The organism is Lutaonella thermophila, from assembly GCF_055387725.1.
This window is the reverse complement of sequence record NZ_AP043783.1, coordinates 34054-51786: the sequence shown is the minus strand read 5'-3', so window position 1 is coordinate 51786 and position 17733 is coordinate 34054. Positions and strand designations below refer to the sequence as shown.

The 17733-nt window shown below is 33.7% G+C and carries 18 protein-coding genes; 4 read left to right on the top strand and 14 right to left on the bottom strand.

Annotated elements, in window-relative coordinates; all coding sequences use genetic code 11:
- Window positions 1-43 precede the first annotated feature (43 nt).
- A complete protein-coding gene (locus ACZ5CF_RS00280; protein WP_464579582.1) occupies window positions 44-316 on the top strand; it encodes a Sec-independent protein translocase subunit TatA/TatB in 273 nt (90 codons plus the stop codon).
- Window positions 316-876 (top strand): phosphatase PAP2 family protein, encoded by a 561-nt coding sequence (locus ACZ5CF_RS00275; RefSeq protein WP_464579581.1) that lies wholly within the window; start codon window positions 316-318, stop codon window positions 874-876. Before ACZ5CF_RS00280 ends, ACZ5CF_RS00275 begins: the two co-directional genes overlap by 1 nt.
- Here ACZ5CF_RS00275 and ACZ5CF_RS00270 read toward each other — a convergent pair.
- The 8 genes from ACZ5CF_RS00270 to ACZ5CF_RS00235 are packed head-to-tail and all read right to left on the bottom strand — an operon-like array spanning window position 869 to window position 8653.
- Complete coding sequence (locus ACZ5CF_RS00270; RefSeq protein WP_464579580.1) at window positions 869-1510, bottom strand: O-methyltransferase; 642 nt, start codon at window positions 1508-1510, stop codon at window positions 869-871. The two genes, ACZ5CF_RS00275 and ACZ5CF_RS00270, sit on opposite strands and share 8 nt — an antisense overlap.
- Window positions 1510-2592: an amidohydrolase family protein gene (locus ACZ5CF_RS00265; protein ID WP_464579578.1), complete on the bottom strand. Its 1083-nt coding sequence runs from the start codon at window positions 2590-2592 to the stop codon at window positions 1510-1512. Before ACZ5CF_RS00265 ends, ACZ5CF_RS00270 begins: the two co-directional genes overlap by 1 nt.
- Window positions 2593-2608: 16 nt before the next feature.
- The gene (locus ACZ5CF_RS00260) at window positions 2609-3391 is read right to left on the bottom strand and encodes an SDR family oxidoreductase (RefSeq protein WP_464579576.1); all 783 of its coding nucleotides are present in this window, start codon (window positions 3389-3391) and stop codon (window positions 2609-2611) included.
- 1 nt (window position 3392) lies between these two features.
- Window positions 3393-4838, bottom strand: coding sequence for an aldehyde dehydrogenase (locus ACZ5CF_RS00255; protein WP_464579575.1), 1446 nt, complete (start codon window positions 4836-4838; stop codon window positions 3393-3395).
- A 23-nt stretch (window positions 4839-4861) separates the two neighbouring features.
- A complete protein-coding gene (locus ACZ5CF_RS00250; protein WP_464579574.1) occupies window positions 4862-5284 on the bottom strand; it encodes a RidA family protein in 423 nt (140 codons plus the stop codon).
- 10 nt (window positions 5285-5294) lie between these two features.
- Window positions 5295-6701: an FAD-dependent oxidoreductase gene (locus ACZ5CF_RS00245; RefSeq protein WP_464579572.1), complete on the bottom strand. Its 1407-nt coding sequence runs from the start codon at window positions 6699-6701 to the stop codon at window positions 5295-5297.
- Complete coding sequence (gene kynU, locus ACZ5CF_RS00240; protein WP_464579571.1) at window positions 6698-7972, bottom strand: kynureninase; 1275 nt, start codon at window positions 7970-7972, stop codon at window positions 6698-6700. The genes ACZ5CF_RS00245 and kynU overlap by 4 nt, the downstream gene beginning before the upstream one ends.
- A complete protein-coding gene (locus ACZ5CF_RS00235; protein ID WP_464579570.1) occupies window positions 7973-8653 on the bottom strand; it encodes a hypothetical protein in 681 nt (226 codons plus the stop codon).
- A gap of 98 nt (window positions 8654-8751) precedes the next feature.
- Between ACZ5CF_RS00235 and ACZ5CF_RS00230 the strand changes: the two genes are divergently transcribed.
- Entirely contained in the window at window positions 8752-9180 is a 429-nt protein-coding gene (locus tag ACZ5CF_RS00230) for a (4Fe-4S)-binding protein (protein WP_464579568.1), read from the top strand.
- A 126-nt stretch (window positions 9181-9306) separates the two neighbouring features.
- Here ACZ5CF_RS00230 and ACZ5CF_RS00225 read toward each other — a convergent pair whose 3' ends face one another.
- The 3 genes from ACZ5CF_RS00225 to ACZ5CF_RS00215 all read right to left on the bottom strand — a co-directional run bounded on the left by ACZ5CF_RS00225 (window position 9307) and on the right by ACZ5CF_RS00215 (window position 12330).
- Window positions 9307-10377 (bottom strand): glycoside hydrolase family 53 protein, encoded by a 1071-nt coding sequence (locus ACZ5CF_RS00225; protein WP_464579567.1) that lies wholly within the window; start codon window positions 10375-10377, stop codon window positions 9307-9309.
- A 73-nt stretch (window positions 10378-10450) separates the two neighbouring features.
- Window positions 10451-11233: a zinc ribbon domain-containing protein gene (locus tag ACZ5CF_RS00220; RefSeq protein ID WP_464579565.1), complete on the bottom strand. Its 783-nt coding sequence runs from the start codon at window positions 11231-11233 to the stop codon at window positions 10451-10453.
- Between the two features lie 2 nt (window positions 11234-11235).
- Entirely contained in the window at window positions 11236-12330 is a 1095-nt protein-coding gene (locus ACZ5CF_RS00215) for a Nif3-like dinuclear metal center hexameric protein (RefSeq protein ID WP_464579564.1), read from the bottom strand.
- A gap of 50 nt (window positions 12331-12380) precedes the next feature.
- On the opposite strand from ACZ5CF_RS00215, the gene lpxK reads away from it, so the two are divergent.
- A complete protein-coding gene (gene lpxK, locus ACZ5CF_RS00210) occupies window positions 12381-13376 on the top strand; it encodes a tetraacyldisaccharide 4'-kinase (protein ID WP_464579563.1) in 996 nt (331 codons plus the stop codon).
- A 115-nt stretch (window positions 13377-13491) separates the two neighbouring features.
- On the opposite strand, the gene ACZ5CF_RS00205 is transcribed toward lpxK, so the two are convergent.
- From ACZ5CF_RS00205 to lipA, 3 genes are all read right to left on the bottom strand, one after another.
- Window positions 13492-15747, bottom strand: coding sequence for a tetratricopeptide repeat-containing hybrid sensor histidine kinase/response regulator (locus tag ACZ5CF_RS00205; protein WP_464579562.1), 2256 nt, complete (start codon window positions 15745-15747; stop codon window positions 13492-13494).
- 26 nt (window positions 15748-15773) lie between these two features.
- Complete coding sequence (gap, locus tag ACZ5CF_RS00200) at window positions 15774-16772, bottom strand: type I glyceraldehyde-3-phosphate dehydrogenase (RefSeq protein ID WP_464579561.1); 999 nt, start codon at window positions 16770-16772, stop codon at window positions 15774-15776.
- An 84-nt stretch (window positions 16773-16856) separates the two neighbouring features.
- Entirely contained in the window at window positions 16857-17732 is an 876-nt protein-coding gene (lipA, locus tag ACZ5CF_RS00195; protein WP_464579559.1) for a lipoyl synthase, read from the bottom strand.
- Between the last annotated feature and the right edge of the window lies 1 nt (window position 17733).

Here is a 17733-nt window from a genome sequence, read left to right as displayed (position 1 = left end):
TGTGTGCTAAACTTCACTATATTTGTGAACCAAAACACAAAGTATGTTTCTTTTTATAAGCGGAGCAGAAATAGTTTTTATTCTCTTTATTGTAGTTATGGTTTTTGGTGCAGACAAAATACCAGAGATAGCTCGTGGTTTGGGTAAAGGTATGCGTCAGCTTAAAGATGCTACAAACGAAATAAAGAGTGAAATTCAAAAAAGTGCCGAAAAGCAAGGCATTGATACTTCAATTACAAAAGAAATTAATCAAGAAATAAACAAGGTTAAAGAAGATATAGAAAACGTAACAGGCTCTGTAAAACGTAAACTTTAATGTTAGAAAAGCTAAATGCATACGACAGAGAGTTGTTTGTATACCTAAACTCGCTTGGTATTGAGCAGTATGATGGTATTTGGCTTATTATTACTAATATTTTAACCTGGATTCCCTTATATGCTTTTTTACTTTTTTTAGTATTAAAAAAGTATCCTAAAAAAGAAGCTTTAGCAATAATTGCAACGGTTGTGGCAGCTTTACTTTTTGTGTTAGCCTTTACCGAAGGTGTAAAGGAATTTGTAGCAAGATTACGCCCTAATAATCACGAAGAGTTAAAAAGTTTAATTAGGATTTTAAAAACACCTACTAATTATAGTTTTTTTTCCGGCCATGCTTCAACATCATTTTCAATAACAGTGCTAGTAGTGTTGTTTTTAAGGAAAAAACTTAAATACATTTACTTGCTTTTTTTATGGCCAATTTTATTTAGTTTAAGTAGAATTTATGTTGGGGTTCATTATCCCTCAGATATTGTAGTTGGTGCTTTGGTTGGGACTTTAATAGCAATTGCTTTTTACAAACTTTATTTGGCTAAAATAGCCCCAAAAATTATTTAACCCTACTTACTGTAAGCCCGTCTCTAATGGGTAATAATACAGTTTCTACTCTTGGGTCTTCTATTAATTTTTTGTTATAAGCTTTTATTACAATTGTGCTTTTATCATTAGGCTTGGGTTCTGTTAAAACTTTTCCGCTCCATAGCACATTATCAGAAAGAATAATACCTCCGGGATTCATTTTAGAAATTACCAAGTCAAAATAATTTGCATAATTTTCCTTGTCTGCATCAATAAAAACTAAATCAAAAGAATCTGATATTCTTGGGATAATCTCTAGCGCATTACCAGTATGTTGTTTGATTTTATCGGCATAGCCCGAAGCTTTAAAATACTTTTGTTGTATGGGTAGAAGCTCTTCGTTATTATCTATTGTGTGTAATACGCCATCTGCTTTTAATCCTTCTGCTAAACATAAAGCCGAATAACCTGTATAAGTACCAATTTCTAAAATAACTTTCGGAGCTATTATTTTAGACAGCAGACTCAGTACTCTTCCTTGAAAATGCCCGCTAAGCATTCTAGGCTGAAGTACTTTTAAGTGTGTTTCTCTGTTTAATTTTTGAAGAAGTTCTGGCTCACTCTGTGAATGATTTGCAACGTAATTTTCTAATTCTTCTGATAAAAAATGCATTACGACAAAATTTTGTTTATAAGTTCTTGCTTTGCTTTCTCATCATCCCCAAAAAGCCACTGCAGTACGTTATCTTCCCAGATTGCATCACATTGCTCTTGCGTTAAAATGTTACGTTCACGTGCTAAATCTAAAATTTTACCGGGATAAGATGATTGCTGCTCGCTTTCCATTTCACCAAGCGGGTAGGGGTCGTCTAAACCAATAATAACCTGTTTTGGTCCTTGGTTTTTAACTAATAGCTCTAAAGAGCCTGTATCGTGAACTAAAGTATCAAAGAAAATATTTTTATGTCCAACAGCTTTTCTAGGATGGTGCATGCCTTCAAATAAATCTGGTCTACCATCAAAACCTTGAATACGCCTTCCCAGATTAATTTGTGCTAATTGTCCACCGTGTGCAAAACAAACACGCATTCCGGGAAATTTATCTTGATAACCTCTTAAGGTCATAAAATGATATGCATCTGCACATTGCGCTAACATCCAGATTAAGTGAAAACGCCAGGCAGTATTTTCTAGTAGAATAAATTTTTCGCCATCGTATGGGTGAATTTCTACAGCTAAATTATAATTACTGGCAAGCTCAAAAATAGGTTCGTTTTCTTCATCAAAAATACAACGCCAAGTGCCTATTGTATCCATGTAGTGCGTAGGCAGGCAAAGCAGGCGCATACCAAGTTCTTCTACACAACGTTCTATTTCCCAAAGTGCACCCCTAATAAAACCCGGATGAACAACAAAACCACAAGTAAATTTATTAGGATGATCGTGTTGTATTTTGGCATTAAAATCGTTTTGAAAACGCAATGCCATTTTCATCTCTTCCAAGCGCAACCCATTACCGTACAATTGTGATAGGTTGAGTACAACAGCATGATCTATATTGTACCTATCCATCCACTCAAGTTTTTCGTTTAAAAAAAAGCTTGAGTCTGTAACAGGTCTGCTCCATCCTTTTTGTAGCATGTGTTTACGCTCATCGTCTACCCAGAATATTTCTTTTTCTTTCATAAATCTTGGAATCTCTTCCGGGTAAGGCAATAAATGCGAATGTCCGTTTATACGTAATTTACGTTTCATACCGTAAAGTTAGTATTTATAATGATTTGGTTCTACCTCCATCTACGGGAAGATTTATACCGTTTATGTAAGATGCAGCCGGAGAAGCCAAAAAAGCAGCTGCATTAGCTACTTCTTCGGGCAGTGCAAAGCGCTTAGCCGGGATGGTGCTTTTCATTGCTGTGGCCACTTCGTCAGGTGTTTTACCTGTTTTTTGAGCTTTATTATTTATAATTTCTGTTAAGCGTTCTGTTGCAGTTGCACCCGGTAACACATTGTTTACTGTAATATTAAACTGTCCAAGCTCATTAGCCAACGTTTTTGCCCAGTTTGCCACTGCACCACGTATAGTATTAGAGACACCAAGGCCATCTAACGGTTGTTTTACAGAGGTAGAAATAATATTAATTATTCGGCCGTACTGAGCTTTTTTCATTCCCGGTACTAATGCTTGCACCAATACATGATTACATTTTAAATGCTGTGTAAAAGCTGAATCAAAAGCTTCTAAAGTGGCATTAAAAACCGGTCCGCCAGCCGGACCACCAGTATTGTTTACTAAAATGTGATAATTTTTTTGTGCTGATGCTTTTTGTATTTTAGTATGTAGCTCTTGAGGATTACTAAAATCTGCCACTATATAATCGTGGTTTTGATTTTTATTTGGTAGCTGGGTTATAGTTTTTTTAAGCTTTTGCTCGTTTCGGGCAATCAAAGTAACATTAGCGCCAAGAGTAGCCAATGCAATAGCAGTAGCTTTACCAATACCTGCAGTACTACCACATACTACAGCGTTTTTATTTTTTAACTCTAAATTCATGTTATTGGTATTTTATACAAACGTTTTTGGGTTCTGTAAAAAATCGTAATGCTTCAAAACCACCTTCTCTGCCTACGCCAGAATTTTTTACTCCTCCAAACGGAGTTCTTAAATCTCTAAACAGCCAAGAGTTAACCCATACAATACCGGCTTCAATTTCTTGACTTAATCGCATAATTCTATTTACATCTTTTGTCCAAATTGTAGCAGAGAGGCCGTAATCTACATTGTTAGCATACTGTAATGCATCTTCTTCGGTTTTAAATGGCATAATAGTAACTACAGGGCCAAAAATTTCTTCTTGATTTACAGTACAATTGGTGTTGTTAATTTCTATTACAGTTGGCTCTAAATAATACCCGTTTTCGTAGCCTTTTAGTACCACTTGATTACCTCCGCAAAGAATTTTACCACCTTCTTTTTTTGCAGTTTCTATATAAGATTTAACTTTTTCTAAGTGGGACTTAGAGACCAATGCACCAATTTGAGTCTTAGAATTGGAGGGATGCCCAACAATTAGCTGTTTTGTTTTTGCAACAAAATCTTCTTTAAATTTTTCGTATAAAGATTCTTCAATAAATATTCTAGAACCGCAAAGACAAATCTGACCCTGATTGGCAAAAGAAGATTTAAGTGTTGTGCTTAACATAGAATCGTAATCGCAATCAGCAAATATTAAATTAGGGTTTTTTCCTCCTAGCTCTAATGATAATTTTTTAAACATAGGTGCTGCAGTTCTTGCTATTTGAGCTCCTGTTTTTGTACCTCCGGTAAAGGATATTGCTTTAATTTTTGGATGAGAAACAATACTTTGTCCGGTAGTTTGACCAGAGCCATGAACAATATTCAGAACTCCTTTGGGTAAACCGGCGTCATTACAAATCTCTGCTAACAAATAAGCAGTATAAGGGGTTACTTCGCTTGGTTTTGCCACAACAGTATTGCCTGCAGCAAGCGCGGGAGCAATTTTCCAGGTAAAAAGGTATAGCGGTAAATTCCAAGGAGATATACAACCTACAACGCCAATGGGTTGTCTGAGTGTAAAATTTATAGCCTTAAGGCCAACACTATCATGAGCTTCACTAAAAAACTGAGTTATTGCTTTAGCAAAAAACGAAAAATTACTTGAGGCTCGTGGTATATCAACCGTTTTTGCTAGGCTAATTGGTTTACCATTATCTAAAGACTCTGCTTTAGCTAAATCATCTAACCGTTCATAAATAATTGAAGCAATTTTTAAAAGTATTTTACTGCGCTCTTCTATTGGGGTTTGAGACCATTTTTTAAATGCGGTTTGTGCAGCTTTGTATGCTTGCTCTACATCATCTTCATTAGAGTCTGGTATTTTACCATAAACTTCACCATTAGATGGGTTGTAATTATCTAACCATTTATTAGAAATGGGTTTGCAAAAGTTACCATCAATGAAGTTTAATATTGTAACCATTAGAAGTTGTGTAATTATAAGTTTTACGATTGTTTTTTGTAAGCAGTAACTTTTATCTCTACTACTAAATCCGGATGTGGTAACTGATGTACTGCAACTGTTGTTCTGGCTGGACCGGTTTCTTTGCTAAAATACTCTGCGTACACCTCATTATAACCGGCAAAATCATTCATGTTTACCAAAAATGTTGTTACATCTACTACATCTTGTAAAGTAGCGCCTTCTTCTGCTAAGTAATCTTTAATGTTCTCTAAAACTGCTCTTGTTTGAGCTTTTATATCTAGCTTTTTTGTGCCCATTTCATCTATTATCTCTACACCTTCAAAAGTATTATCAGGGCGTCTTGAGCTGGTACCAGAAACAAAAATAAAATCTCCTACTCGTTTTACATGTGGGTATGCGCCTCTGGGTGTTGCTTTCCCTTTAATAAGTTTACTAGTATTCATAATAGTGTTTTTATTGGTGCTGTATTTTTTTTGCAATGTTATCTTCTTCTATAATTTCTTTTGTTTCTTCTTTTACCTTTTTTAATACGGTTGCTAAATCTTCGTCTGTATTTATCTCATTATCTGCGATCATATTTAAAAGAGCTTTGTCTTGAGCTCTTCCAAGAGTCATAGCCTTACTATATGGCATATTTTCATTAAAAGTTACCATTGCATATTTAGAAAAATACTGATCAGGGTATGTTTGTTCTAAGGCAATTTCGAGTTTTCTTTTTTTCTGGAAAATAGGATTCGCCACATGATCTTTCATCTCGTGAAAGTTATCTAAAGCCAAATCTGCTATAGCATCTGTATCTTTTTTTCGGGTTTTTTCGTAGGCTTTAAATGTAGCTTCCCAATTGCCTTGATGTTGTTCTAAAATTTCATCGAAAACCACTACATCTTCAAACGATGCATTCATTCCTTGTCCGTAAAAAGGCACAATAGCATGTGCAGCATCACCCATTAATAGCGTATTGCCTTTATAATGCCAAGGAGAACATTTTACTGTGCCGAGTGCTCCTGTTGGATTGGCAAAAAACTCATCAACTAAGTTAGGCATTAGTTTATAAGCATCCGGAAATTGCTCTTTAAAAAAGGTGGTAACTTTTTCGGCGTTATTAAGGTTGTCAAAATTATACTTTCCTTCATTATATGATAAGAAAAGTGTTACTGTAAAGCTGCCATCTAAGTTGGGTAAGGCAATTAACATAAAATCACCTCGAGGCCATATGTGTAGCGCGTTTTTTTCTATTTTAAAACCACCGTCTTGGGTTGGTGGTATTGAGAGTTCTTTATAGCCGTGTTGCAAATAATTTTGCGAGTAGCTAAATAAAAACTTTTTTTCTAGGTAATAACTTTTACGTAACACAGACCCGGCACCATCTGTGCCAATAATTACATCGGCATTTAACTGTAGTTCTTTTTTAGTTTCATAACAATAAAATGTGGCTGTTGTATTTTCTATATCTACCGATGTACATTTTTTGTTAAATAAAATAGATACGTTATTATGGTTTTCTGCTTCGGTTAATAGCACTCCGTTAAGCTCTCCTCTAGAAATAGAGTTAATGTATTCATGACTACGACCGCTATAAGGAGATAAAAATGAATTTCCGGAAGTATCGTGAATCATTCTACCATTCATTGGGATACATAGTGGGGTTATTTTATGATTTATACCCACTAACTTCATTGCTTTAATTCCTCTATCAGAAAAGGCTAAATTTATAGATCTTCCGGCGCTAATATTAGTTTTTCTTAAATCAGGTCTTTTTTCTGCAACGGTTACTTTATATCCTCTTTGCGCCAAACGTAAGGCCAAGAGAGAACCACACAAGCCTGCTCCAATTATTAGAATGTGTTCGTTTTTTTTCATGCCTGAACTTGTAAAATATTTTTTAAAATAGACACCATTTTAAAAACATCTTGAAAACTATTGTAAAGAGGCACGGGGGCAACTCTAATTACATCGGGTTCACGCCAATCTGAAATTACACCTGCTTGGGTTAATTGTGTGTGTAATGTTTTATTGGCATTTTTTACTCTTATAGATAATTGGCATCCTCTTTCATCTGGATTTTTTGGTGTAATAATTTCTATTTGATCGTTTTGAATAGAATTTATTAAAAACTCTAAATATCCGGTTAGCAATACTGATTTTTCTCTGAGTTTATCAATACCTACTTCTTCAAAAATATCTAATGAAGCTTTAATTGCAGCCATAGATAAAATAGGAGGGTTACTAAGTTGCCATCCTTCGGCTCCGGGGAGGCTATCAAAATCATGTCTCATATTAAACCGGGTTTCTTTGTTGTGCCCCCACCAGCCTTCAAATTTTTTAAGATTTTTGTTGTAAGCATGTTTTTCATGAACAAATAAACCTGCTAAGCTTCCCGGTCCTGAGTTTAAATATTTATACGTGCACCAAGCTGCAAAATCTACGCCGTTTTCATGCAAGTTAGGCGCAATGTTGCCTATACCGTGAGCTAGGTCTATACCTACTGTACAGCTTTTTTTATGACCAATCTCTGCTATACGCTTTAAATTAAAATATTGCCCGGTATAATAATTTACTCCACCAATTAACAACATGGCAATTTGGTCTCCTTGCTCGTCTAATAATTGTTCTAAATCTTCTATGTGCAGGCAAGATTCTCCTGGTTTGGGTTTCCATTCTATAAGTCCCTCTTCAGGATTAAAACCATGAAATTTTAGTTGTGATTGCACGGCATATTTATCTGAAGGAAATGCATCACTCTCTATTACAACTTTATATTTGGTTGGTGTGGGATTGTAAAAAGAAACCATTAGTAAATGTAAGTTGGTTGTTAGGGTATTCATACAAACAACTTCTATTGGTTTTGCACCCACCAATTTAGCCATACTGTTAGTTAAAAACTCATGATAAGGCATCCAAGGGTTTTTAGCCTTAGTGTGCCCTTCTACTCCCATAGTAGCCCAATCGTTAAGTTCTTGCTCTATGTATTTTTTTGTTGTTTTGGGTTGTAAACCTAACGAGTTTCCGCACATGTAAACACATTCATTACCGTCTTTAGTTTTAGGGATATGAAATTTATCTCTGTATGATGCTAAAGGGTCTATTGCATCTAAATGTTTCGCAAAATCAAGTGTAGCTTTGTATTCCATTTACTTGGTTTTTACAGTAATATTGGTAAAATATAATTTAAAACTGCCATCGTTATTAACATGATTTGTAGCTATTTTTAAGTTGCCAGCATCTTTATAATCTTGCCAGGTTGTAATTAAAGATGGCTCACTACTATTTTGTTCTCTAAACACCCATTCTTTAATTAGGTAATCGTCTTCAAAGTAAAAATCATATGCATCTCCGGGGGTGTAGCCACCTTCATTTTTGTAAACTATAGTTAATTTATTCATGCTTTTGTTACTAATAGGGGCTGTGCTGTTGGGGGTAAATGTGTAAGTGAAACTTTTTTTATCCCAGATTAAATTAAATGGGGCTAATAACCAATATTTATCATTAATAAAAGCTCGGTCTGCTTTAATTAAAGCACTGTCTAAAGGCGTTTTTCTAACATAACTAACAGTATCTGTATTTGTTATAAGGGTAATGCTGTTTTTTTTTGGTTCCCAAACCCATGAACGCTCAAAATGACGCTCACCTTTATCTACATTAAAGGTGTATGTTAAAGATGTAACATTTTGCCAGTGTTCAAAACCATGTGCTTCAGCTATTTTTTCAAGAATGCTTTTTTGTTGTTGTTGGGAATTTTTTTGTTTGGTTTTGGTGTTTGTATTGCAAGAAATAAGAATGGCTAAAACTAATAAAAAGGGGTACCGTTTCATGTGTTTTTAAATTTCAGTAAAGATAATGATATCTTTTTTTAGTTTTTGTTGCTACAGATTTTAAGTATCTTTAATAACAAGACTAAAAATTTTTAAGAATGGATGTTACAAAAGAATATACCAATGGCGAGGTTACTATTGTTTGGAAGCCTAAAAAATGTATTCATTCTGGTAATTGTGTTAGAGGATTACCAGATGTTTTTATGCCAAAAGAGAAGCCTTGGATTAAAATTGATAATGCAGACTCAGAATCATTAATTAAACAAGTACAAGAATGCCCTTCGGGTGCATTAAGTTATTATTTAAATTCCGGAGAGGATAAAACCACAGCAAAGAGTGTATCGTTAGAAACTAAAGTTGAAGTTTTAGAAAACGGACCGCTTTTAGTTTACGGAACTATACACATTACGCATAGGGATGGTAGTACAGAGAAAAAAAATAAAACAACGGCTTTTTGCAGATGTGGGTATTCTGGTAATAAACCTTATTGTGATGGTTCGCACACTGACGCAAACTTTAACGGATAAAAAAATCCCTCTGACGAGCAAAGGGACCTGAAGGAATATATATAGACGCATTAATGCGGGATGTGCTATTATATATACTATTAATTTTAGCTTTTTGGATTTTAAGGTTTAAAAAAAACGTGAGATTTAATTCTCATTAAAAACATCAATTGCAGGAAGCGCCTTTTTATTAAAATCAAAAAGAGCTTGGTTTTCCCACGCCGACCCATCTGTAGCATTTTCACCTTTAAAGGCTACCAACTCTGCTCCCCAATATGCAATACCTTTTCCTAAACGATTGTTTTTTATAATTCTAAATAACTTGTTGAGGTATTGTTTTTGCCCCGATGGAGTTGCAGGATACGCATCAAGTAGTTGGTTTTGTAATCCTACAACATTATGGGTTTGGTCATTCCAGTTTAAAGTAAAAGGATAGGCGGTTTCTGCAATAAGAAGGGGTTTATTAAACACAGTTAATTTATCTAAGCTATTTGAAAAAGCAACCAAATCTTTGCCGTGCCAAATGGGGTAGTATGATATTCCAATGTAATCAAAATCTAAGTTATTAAACTCATTAAAAAAATAGAAAGCGTTTTCATGGCCGGCATAATGCAACATAATTTTGGTGTTAGAACTTGCATCTCTAACAGCCTTACATCCAATTTCTAACAATGATGTAAGTTCAGTAAAGTTATCAATATACCCGGTAGGATGTAAAAAACCATTATTAATTTCGTTCCCTATTTGTATGATTTCAGGATTAATTTCTGATACAATCTTGTAAGTGTAGTTATAAACGCTATCTTTCAAATTAAAAAAAGATAAATTTTTCCATTTAGAAGGAGTTTCTTGTTGTGATGGGTCTGCCCATGAGTCTGAATAGTGTACGGTAAGCCAAAGTTTTAAACCATTATTTTTAATCTCTTTTGAAAAAGATTTTACAGTTTTAAAATTAGAAAAAGGTTTTGTTGGTGAATGCCAGAGTCTTACCCTAACGGTATTTACACCGTTATTTTTTAAAAAAGGTAAAATAGAAATCGGGTTAGAGTTTTTGTTAAAAAAAGTAATGTTGTACTGATTTACTTCTGGGATAGAAGATAAATCTACAGCTTTTATAAAGCTATCATTAGTTGCATTATGAACTTGTTCATTTTGAGGGGCGTTGCCATTGGTACATGACACCAATAAACTGATTACTAAAAGAAAATAAAACCTCATGTGTAGGAGAGTGAAAATGCCATATAAAAATAAAAAACCCTGCATATTTGCAGGGTTTTTTAAGCTTTATTTTTTATGATAGTGAAGCAAATAGCTTCTCCATTTTTTCACGCTCTTCTTCGGCTAATGCAGGGTCAACTAAAATTCTCCCGCTGTGCTCGTCTGTAATTATTTTTTTTCTTGAAGCTATTTCCATTTGAACTTGAGGCGGAATAGTAAAGAACGAACCTCCAGAAGCTCCACGCTCAATTGGTACAACGGCTAAACCGTTTTTAACGCTTTTTCTAATACGCTTATATGCATTTACTAAGCGCTCGTCTATATTTTTTTCGAACTCTTCAGACTTTTTTAATAATGCCTGCTCTTCTTTTTCGGTTTCTGCTAAAATATCGTTTAATTCTCCTTTTTTGTGTTTTAAGTGAGCTTCACGTTCTTTTAAGCGAGTTTTAGTTTCTGCAATAACCTCTTTCTTTTGCTCTATTTTAGCCTTATATTCTTTAATGTGCTTTTCGGCTAATTGTATTTCTAACTCTTGGTACTCTATTTCTTTACTTAAAGAGTTGTACTCTCTATTATTACGAACGTTTTTTTGCTGCTCTGTATATTTCTTAATAAGCGCTTTGGCTTCTTCTATAAGATTTTTTTTGCTGGCAATGTCGTGGTTTATAGTATCTAATTCTGCAGAAAGTTTGTCTAAACGGGTTTTAAGTCCTTCAACTTCATCTTCAAGATCTTCAACCTCTAAAGGAAGTTCACCTCTAATATTTCTAATTTCATCAACTCGAGAATCAATTAATTGCAAATCGTATAATGCTCTTAATTTTTCTTCTACGGTTGTTTCTGTTTTTTTTGCCATATTTAAAAATAGTTGACAGGATTAGTATTACTCTGTGATAAAATGATTGCAAAATTAGGAATTTTTTTTGTAAGATACTCAACTAAAAGGTTTTTTGTAAACTGCTCTGTTTCATAATGCCCTACATCTACTAATAATAACTTGTTTTCTGCTTCAAGAAATTGATGATATTTAATATCTGCAGTTACATAAGCATCTGCATTTGCACGTTTAGCATGGCTAATAGCAAATGCACCACTACCGCCTAGTACGGCAACTTTTTGTATGGGTTTATTAAGTAAGGTTGTATGCCTTATGCTTTTAACGTTAAACGCTTTTTTTAGTTTGTTTAAAAAATCGGTTTCTGAAATTGGCTCAGAAAACTCACCAATCATACCCATTCCAATGTGTTGGTTGTTGTTTTCTAGTGTTGTTATTTCGTAGGCAACTTCTTCATATGGGTGTGCTTTAAAAAGAGCACTTAGTATTTTTTGCTCTAAGTGTTTTTTAAATGTTACCCCTATTTGTGTTTCTGGCTCTAACTGTAATTTGCCTCGTTCTCCTATTGTAGGATTAGAATTTTCATTGCCCTTAAAAGTACCAATCCCATCTATATTAAAGCTACAATTATCGTAATTACCAATGTTACCGGCACCTGCATTAAACAAAGCTTGTCTTACTTTTTCTGCACTTTCTTTTGGGGCAAATGTTATGAGTTTTTTAATAGTGTTTTTTTGCGGAATTAAAACACTTGTTTTTTTAAGTTTTAAGACCTCGCAAATTTTAGCGTTAACTCCTAAAAAGCTATTATCTAAAGCAGTATGAATTGCATAAATAGCTATATTATTTTGTATGGCTTTAATTACTACACGTTCTACATAATTTGAGCCTGTAATTTTTTTTAATCCGGAAAATATAATGGGATGAAAACTAACAATAAGATTACATTTTTTGGCAATAGCCTCGTCTACCACATTTTCTAACGTATCAAGCGTAACTAATATTCCGGTAACTTTAGCTTTTTTATTTCCTACAAGCAAACCAACATTATCAAAATCTTCAGCGTAAGGTAGCGGAGCGAGTTCTTCTATGTAATTAATGACGTCTTGAACAATCATTTTTAAGAATTTTATTTTGTTCAAAGATAAAATATAATACTTTCGTTGTTATGCAATGGCTCAGAAAAATACTTTTTCCTTTCTCGCTGCTTTATGCACTAATTGTGTACATTAGAAATTGGTGCTACGATACATCAATTTTTAAAAGCAAATCATTTAAAATACCCATTATATGTATTGGTAACTTATCTGTAGGTGGCACCGGAAAAACACCAATGGCAGCCTATATTTTAGCTGCTTTACGTGCCAATTATAAAGTAGCTTTATTAAGTAGAGGATACAAACGTAAATCTAAAGGGTTTTTATTAGCTAACTCTAACACTACTGTTGAAGATTTGGGTGATGAACCCTATACTTTGCATACTAATTTTCCGGATGTTCCGGTAGCCGTAAGCGCAAATAGGGTAGAGGGAATACAAAAATTAACCGGCCTACATCCTGATTTAGAGGCTATTGTTTTAGATGATGCTTTTCAGCACAGAAAAGTAACTCCTAAAATGGCGATTCTTTTAACAGCATATAATGATTTGTATTGTGATGATTGGTATTTGCCTACCGGAAATTTAAGAGATCATAAAAATCAAGCTAAGAGAGCCAATGTAGTTGTAGTTACTAAGTGTCCTGAGAATTTGTCTGAAGAAGAACAGCAAAATATTGCAAAAAAGCTAAAGCTTACTGAGAATCAGCATTTATTTTTTACAACAATAGCTTACCACGATGCTATAACCAATACAAAGGAAGCTATACCGTTAAACAACCTGCCAAATAATGTTACGTTGGTAACGGGTATTGCAAACCCAAAACCTTTAGTAGACTTTTTAAAAGACCAAAAATTGATTTTTGAGCACTTACAATACCCAGACCATCACTTTTTTAATACTAAAGAGTTAGAAACGTTAAAAACTAAAGAGTTCATTGTTACTACAGAGAAAGATTTTGTTAGGCTTAATCAACTTAATAATGTTTATTATTTGCCTATAAAGACTAAGTTTTTAGCCAAAGAAGAAACTTTTAAAAAATTGCTTATAAAAACTGTAAAAAGCTAAAAGGCACGAACTAATCGTGCCTTTTAAACTAACTAACCAACTAACTCAGAATAATTTTGCTAATGAGAACAAAGTTATCCGAGAAAGTAAAAGCAAATTCTGTGCCAAAAAATAATTAAGCTTTGCCTGCAAAAACGTTTTCTGCAATTTTTTTGTAGAACACCTCTGGTTTAAATGGTTTTGTTACCACATCGGTGCAACCGGCACTAAAGAAGTTTTCTGTGCTATCATCTATAGATATTGCTGTTAATGCAATTATTGGGATTTTGGTGTCAAATTTTCTGATTTCTTGTGTAGCAGTAACACCACTAATACCCGGCATATGAATATCCATTAAAATGGCATCATATTTATTTTCTTTTGCCTTGTCTATGGCTTGATATCCATTATCTGCTATATCGCAGCTCATACCTTTTTTCTCAAGCATTTTACGGGTAATTACTTGATTAATCTTGTTGTCTTCTACCAATAATAAATGCAAGCCCTGTAACTTGTTTTCTTCTACTACTTCTTCCGGTTCTTTTTCTTCTTTTTGTTCTGCAGCAATTACGTTTTTAAATCGTAAATCAAAATAAAAAGTACTTCCTTTGCCAATTTCACTTTTAACTTTTATTTCACTATTAAATAAAGAAAGAAGATTTTTTACAATGGTTAGTCCTAATCCTGTACCACCATATTTTCTGTTAATTTGAACCGATCCTTGAGAAAAGCTTTCAAAGATGTTTTTCTGCATTTCTTTATTAATACCTATACCTGTATCTATTACTTCAAATAAAATGTTAGTGCGGTCTTGATCTTTCTCTAAAATTTTAGCAGCTATAGTAACCGTACCGTCTTTAGTAAATTTAAGAGCGTTACCCACAAGGTTTATAAATATTTGCGACATTTTAAGTGGGTCTCCTATCAGGTAATTAGGAATGTCTTCATCTACATCTATAATAATTTTATTATTCCTGTCTTTTGCAGTTTGTTGAAGTGATGTAGCAACTTCTTTAAGGGTTTTACGTAAGTTAAATTTAACTTTTTGAATGCTAACCTTATTTGCTTCTATTTTATTAATTTGAAGAATATCATTAATAAACGCCAGTAAGTAATCTCCGGAAAACTTTAAAGATTCTAAATGTTCTCTCTGACTTTCTGTAGGGTTTTCTTCAAGCAATAAATGCGTTAATCCGGTAACGGCATAAAGAGGCGTTCTAAGTTCATGACTTACAGTAGATAAAAATTGAGCTTTAGTTTGCATTGCTTTTTCTGCTTCTTCTTTAGCCATTTGAAGCTCGAGATTTTTTTTAAGTAATAAATCGTTGGTTTTTAATTTTATTTGGTTGTTTCTGTACAACGATATGGTAAGTAATGATATTATAATCAAGAAAGCAGAAGTAAGTACAGTTGTAAGTTTAGAACGACTAACTGTTTTTTGTTGTTGCTCTATAAGTCCGGCTTGGTTTTCTATAACTTCATCTTTATACGCCGATTCGTTTTCTACTGCCACCGTTTCATCATGTAAAATAGAAATCGGATTAAAAAAGGAATCTTTAATTCTTTGTGCTTCTTTTAATTCGCGTAAGGCTCTCCAGTAAAGTTGTTCTTTTTCGTGAATTTTACTTAATACCAAATACGAATCAAGTAACTGCTTGTAATATTTATGCTCTTTGGCAAGTTGTTGTGCTTTGTATGCGTTTTCTTCTGCCAGAATTAAATTGTTTGCTTTTAAATCCATTTCTGCCAGATTTAAAAGCATTTTTGTTCTAATATCTTTTCTAGAAAAAGTGTCTTTTTTTGCTAACAAGCGTTCATATATTCTGCCGGCTTTTTGAACTTGCTTTTTTCCTACATAAGCTTCTGCTTCGTGCAGTAATATTAAATCTTCAAGGTATTGGTCTGGAGGGATGTTGTAATTTTTTGCTTCTTGAAATCGTTCGAGGGCTTTATCATATTCATTCTTCTTTAAATGCATAACGCCCTTTAAAATTTCGTACTTTATTTTACCGTAATTGTATTCGTTGCTTTCAAGTAAGGTAGCTGTGTTTTTTAAGTATAGACTTGCAGTAGAGTATTTTTCTAAATCCGTGTATACTTCTGCAAATAAATTATAGCAATCAATTAATACTTCAATATTATCAGTTTTTTTTGCAAGCTGTAAAACAGTGTTTAGTTTTTTTATACTGGCACCATATTGTGATTGATCTTTAAAGGTTTGAGCTTGATTAAAATAAATATGAATGCTATCTAATTTAGATTGTAATCCAGTGTTTGAAAGTTTAGTAATAGTAACACTATCTTGCGATAGGCTATTGTCTGTTTGGGGTAAGACAGTACCGCAAAAAAGTAACGTTATTAGAAGTAAGTATTGTTTAATAATATACTTCATAGGTTAAGTGTAACCTTCAAATATAGTTAATTATCGAATATGTACTCAATTAAATCGACTAATCGAGCGCTGTAACCCGTTTCATTATCGTACCAACCAATTATTTTTACCATGTTGCCAATAACAGATGTCATTTGCGCATCAAATACACACGAAAAAGGATTGTTTATTATATCTATAGAAACGATAGGATCTTCAGTATAGTCTATAATTCCCTTTAATTTTTTTTGTGAGGCTTCTTTAAAGGCTTCGTTTATGGCTTCAATAGAGGTTTCTTTTTTTACATTAAATGTAATATCTGTAAGCGAACCGTCTGGTACGGGAACTCTAATTCCGCAACCTCCAATAACATTACTTAGTTCCGGAAAAATTTTTGTTAATGCTTTAGCAGCACCGGTTGTAGTGGGCACTATGCTTTGAGAAGCAGCTCTGGCTCTGCGTAAATCTCTATGAGGTTGGTCGTGTAAACTTTGATCGGTAGTGTAAGAATGAACTGTTGTTATGTATGCCTGATTTATCCCGCATAACTCATTAATAATTTTAATCATAGGAGCCGCATTATTTGTTGTACAAGAAGCATTAGATATGATTGTGTCTGATGCAGAAATAATGTGTTCATTTACACCTAAAACAACAGTTTTTATAGTATAGTCTTCTGGTGGTACAGATAAAATTACTTTTTTGGCGCCACCAAGTAAATGTCCTTGTAATAGTTGTTTAGTTTTAAATTTTCCGGTTGCCTCTACAACTACATCTATGTCGTTCCAGTTACATGCATCTGGAGTTTTATAATTGGTTAACTTAAAGCTTTTATTGTTTACTACAATGGTGTCTTGTGTAAATGAAACTTCTTTTTGTAATACACCATGAATGCTATCGTACTTGAGTAAATGGCTAAGAGTTTTAGCATCGGCTAAATCATTTATTTGAACTACTGTAATTTTTGGGTGATCTAAAAGGAGCCTGAATAATGTTCTACCAATTCTTCCAAAACCATTAATGCCTACAGTAATTTTTTGTGCCATATTACAAGGTATATATTTTAAAGTTTAAATAAAAAAGAACGTGATCTTTCACACGTTCTTAAGGTTTTTTGTTTTTATTTTTAACTAGTTTATGTGTTTGTGTGCTTTGTATGATGATCTAACTAATGCACCACTCTCTACATGCCTAAAGCCCATTTCTAAACCAATTTCTTTGTACTTATTAAAGGTGTCTGGTGTTATAAACTCTTTTACGGGCAAATGTTTTTTACTTGGTTGTAGATATTGCCCAATAGTTACAACGTCTACCTTAGCATTTTTTAAATCTTTTAATGTTTCAATTACTTCTTTTTCTGTTTCGCCTAAACCAAGCATTATACCAGACTTTGTTCTGTTTACACCTTGCTCTTTAAGGTACTTTAATACTTGTAAGCTTCTATCGTATTTGGCTTGTATTCTTACCTCACGAGTTAGGCGTCTTACAGTTTCCATATTATGCGAAACCACTTCTGGTGCAACATCAACTATTCTATCAATATTTCTGGTTACACCTTGAAAATCGGGGATAAGGGTCTCTAGGGTTGTTTCAGGATTCATTCTTCTGATAGCCTTTACAGTTTCTGCCCAGATAATAGACCCCATATCTTTTAAATCGTCTCTATCTACGGAAGTAATAACGGCATGCTTTATATTCATTATTTTAATAGAGCGCGCTACTTTTTCGGGCTCTTCCCAATCTACAGTTTCAGGTCTTCCGGTTTTAACACCACAGAAACCACAAGATCGTGTGCAAATATTCCCTAAAATCATAAAAGTAGCAGTACCTTCTCCCCAGCATTCTCCCATATTAGGACAGCTTCCCGAGGTGCAAATTGTATGTAAATTGTATTTATCTACAAGTCCTCTTAGTTGTGTATATTTTTTACCTGTAGGCAGTTTTACACGTAACCATTTAGGCTTGCTTTTTGGAGGTATAACACTGTCTGTTGTAGTAGTGCTCATA

Excerpts from the sequence above, each read along its gene's own strand:
- ACZ5CF_RS00280 (WP_464579582.1), top strand. The coding sequence starts at position 44 with ATGTTTCTTTTTATAAGCGGAGCAGAAATAGTTTTTATTCTCTTTATT.
- ACZ5CF_RS00275 (WP_464579581.1), top strand. The coding sequence starts at position 316 with ATGTTAGAAAAGCTAAATGCATACGACAGAGAGTTGTTTGTATACCTA.
- ACZ5CF_RS00270 (WP_464579580.1), bottom strand. The coding sequence starts at position 1,510 with ATGCATTTTTTATCAGAAGAATTAGAAAATTACGTTGCAAATCATTCA.
- ACZ5CF_RS00265 (WP_464579578.1), bottom strand. The coding sequence starts at position 2,592 with ATGAAACGTAAATTACGTATAAACGGACATTCGCATTTATTGCCTTAC.
- ACZ5CF_RS00260 (WP_464579576.1), bottom strand. The coding sequence starts at position 3,391 with ATGAATTTAGAGTTAAAAAATAAAAACGCTGTAGTATGTGGTAGTACT.
- ACZ5CF_RS00255 (WP_464579575.1), bottom strand. The coding sequence starts at position 4,838 with ATGGTTACAATATTAAACTTCATTGATGGTAACTTTTGCAAACCCATT.
- ACZ5CF_RS00250 (WP_464579574.1), bottom strand. The coding sequence starts at position 5,284 with ATGAATACTAGTAAACTTATTAAAGGGAAAGCAACACCCAGAGGCGCA.
- ACZ5CF_RS00245 (WP_464579572.1), bottom strand. The coding sequence starts at position 6,701 with ATGAAAAAAAACGAACACATTCTAATAATTGGAGCAGGCTTGTGTGGT.
- kynU (WP_464579571.1), bottom strand. The coding sequence starts at position 7,972 with ATGGAATACAAAGCTACACTTGATTTTGCGAAACATTTAGATGCAATA.
- ACZ5CF_RS00235 (WP_464579570.1), bottom strand. The coding sequence starts at position 8,653 with ATGAAACGGTACCCCTTTTTATTAGTTTTAGCCATTCTTATTTCTTGC.
- ACZ5CF_RS00230 (WP_464579568.1), top strand. The coding sequence starts at position 8,752 with ATGGATGTTACAAAAGAATATACCAATGGCGAGGTTACTATTGTTTGG.
- ACZ5CF_RS00225 (WP_464579567.1), bottom strand. The coding sequence starts at position 10,377 with ATGAGGTTTTATTTTCTTTTAGTAATCAGTTTATTGGTGTCATGTACC.
- ACZ5CF_RS00220 (WP_464579565.1), bottom strand. The coding sequence starts at position 11,233 with ATGGCAAAAAAAACAGAAACAACCGTAGAAGAAAAATTAAGAGCATTA.
- ACZ5CF_RS00215 (WP_464579564.1), bottom strand. The coding sequence starts at position 12,330 with ATGATTGTTCAAGACGTCATTAATTACATAGAAGAACTCGCTCCGCTA.
- lpxK (WP_464579563.1), top strand. The coding sequence starts at position 12,381 with ATGCAATGGCTCAGAAAAATACTTTTTCCTTTCTCGCTGCTTTATGCA.
- ACZ5CF_RS00205 (WP_464579562.1), bottom strand. The coding sequence starts at position 15,747 with ATGAAGTATATTATTAAACAATACTTACTTCTAATAACGTTACTTTTT.
- gap (WP_464579561.1), bottom strand. The coding sequence starts at position 16,772 with ATGGCACAAAAAATTACTGTAGGCATTAATGGTTTTGGAAGAATTGGT.
- lipA (WP_464579559.1), bottom strand. The coding sequence starts at position 17,732 with ATGAGCACTACTACAACAGACAGTGTTATACCTCCAAAAAGCAAGCCT.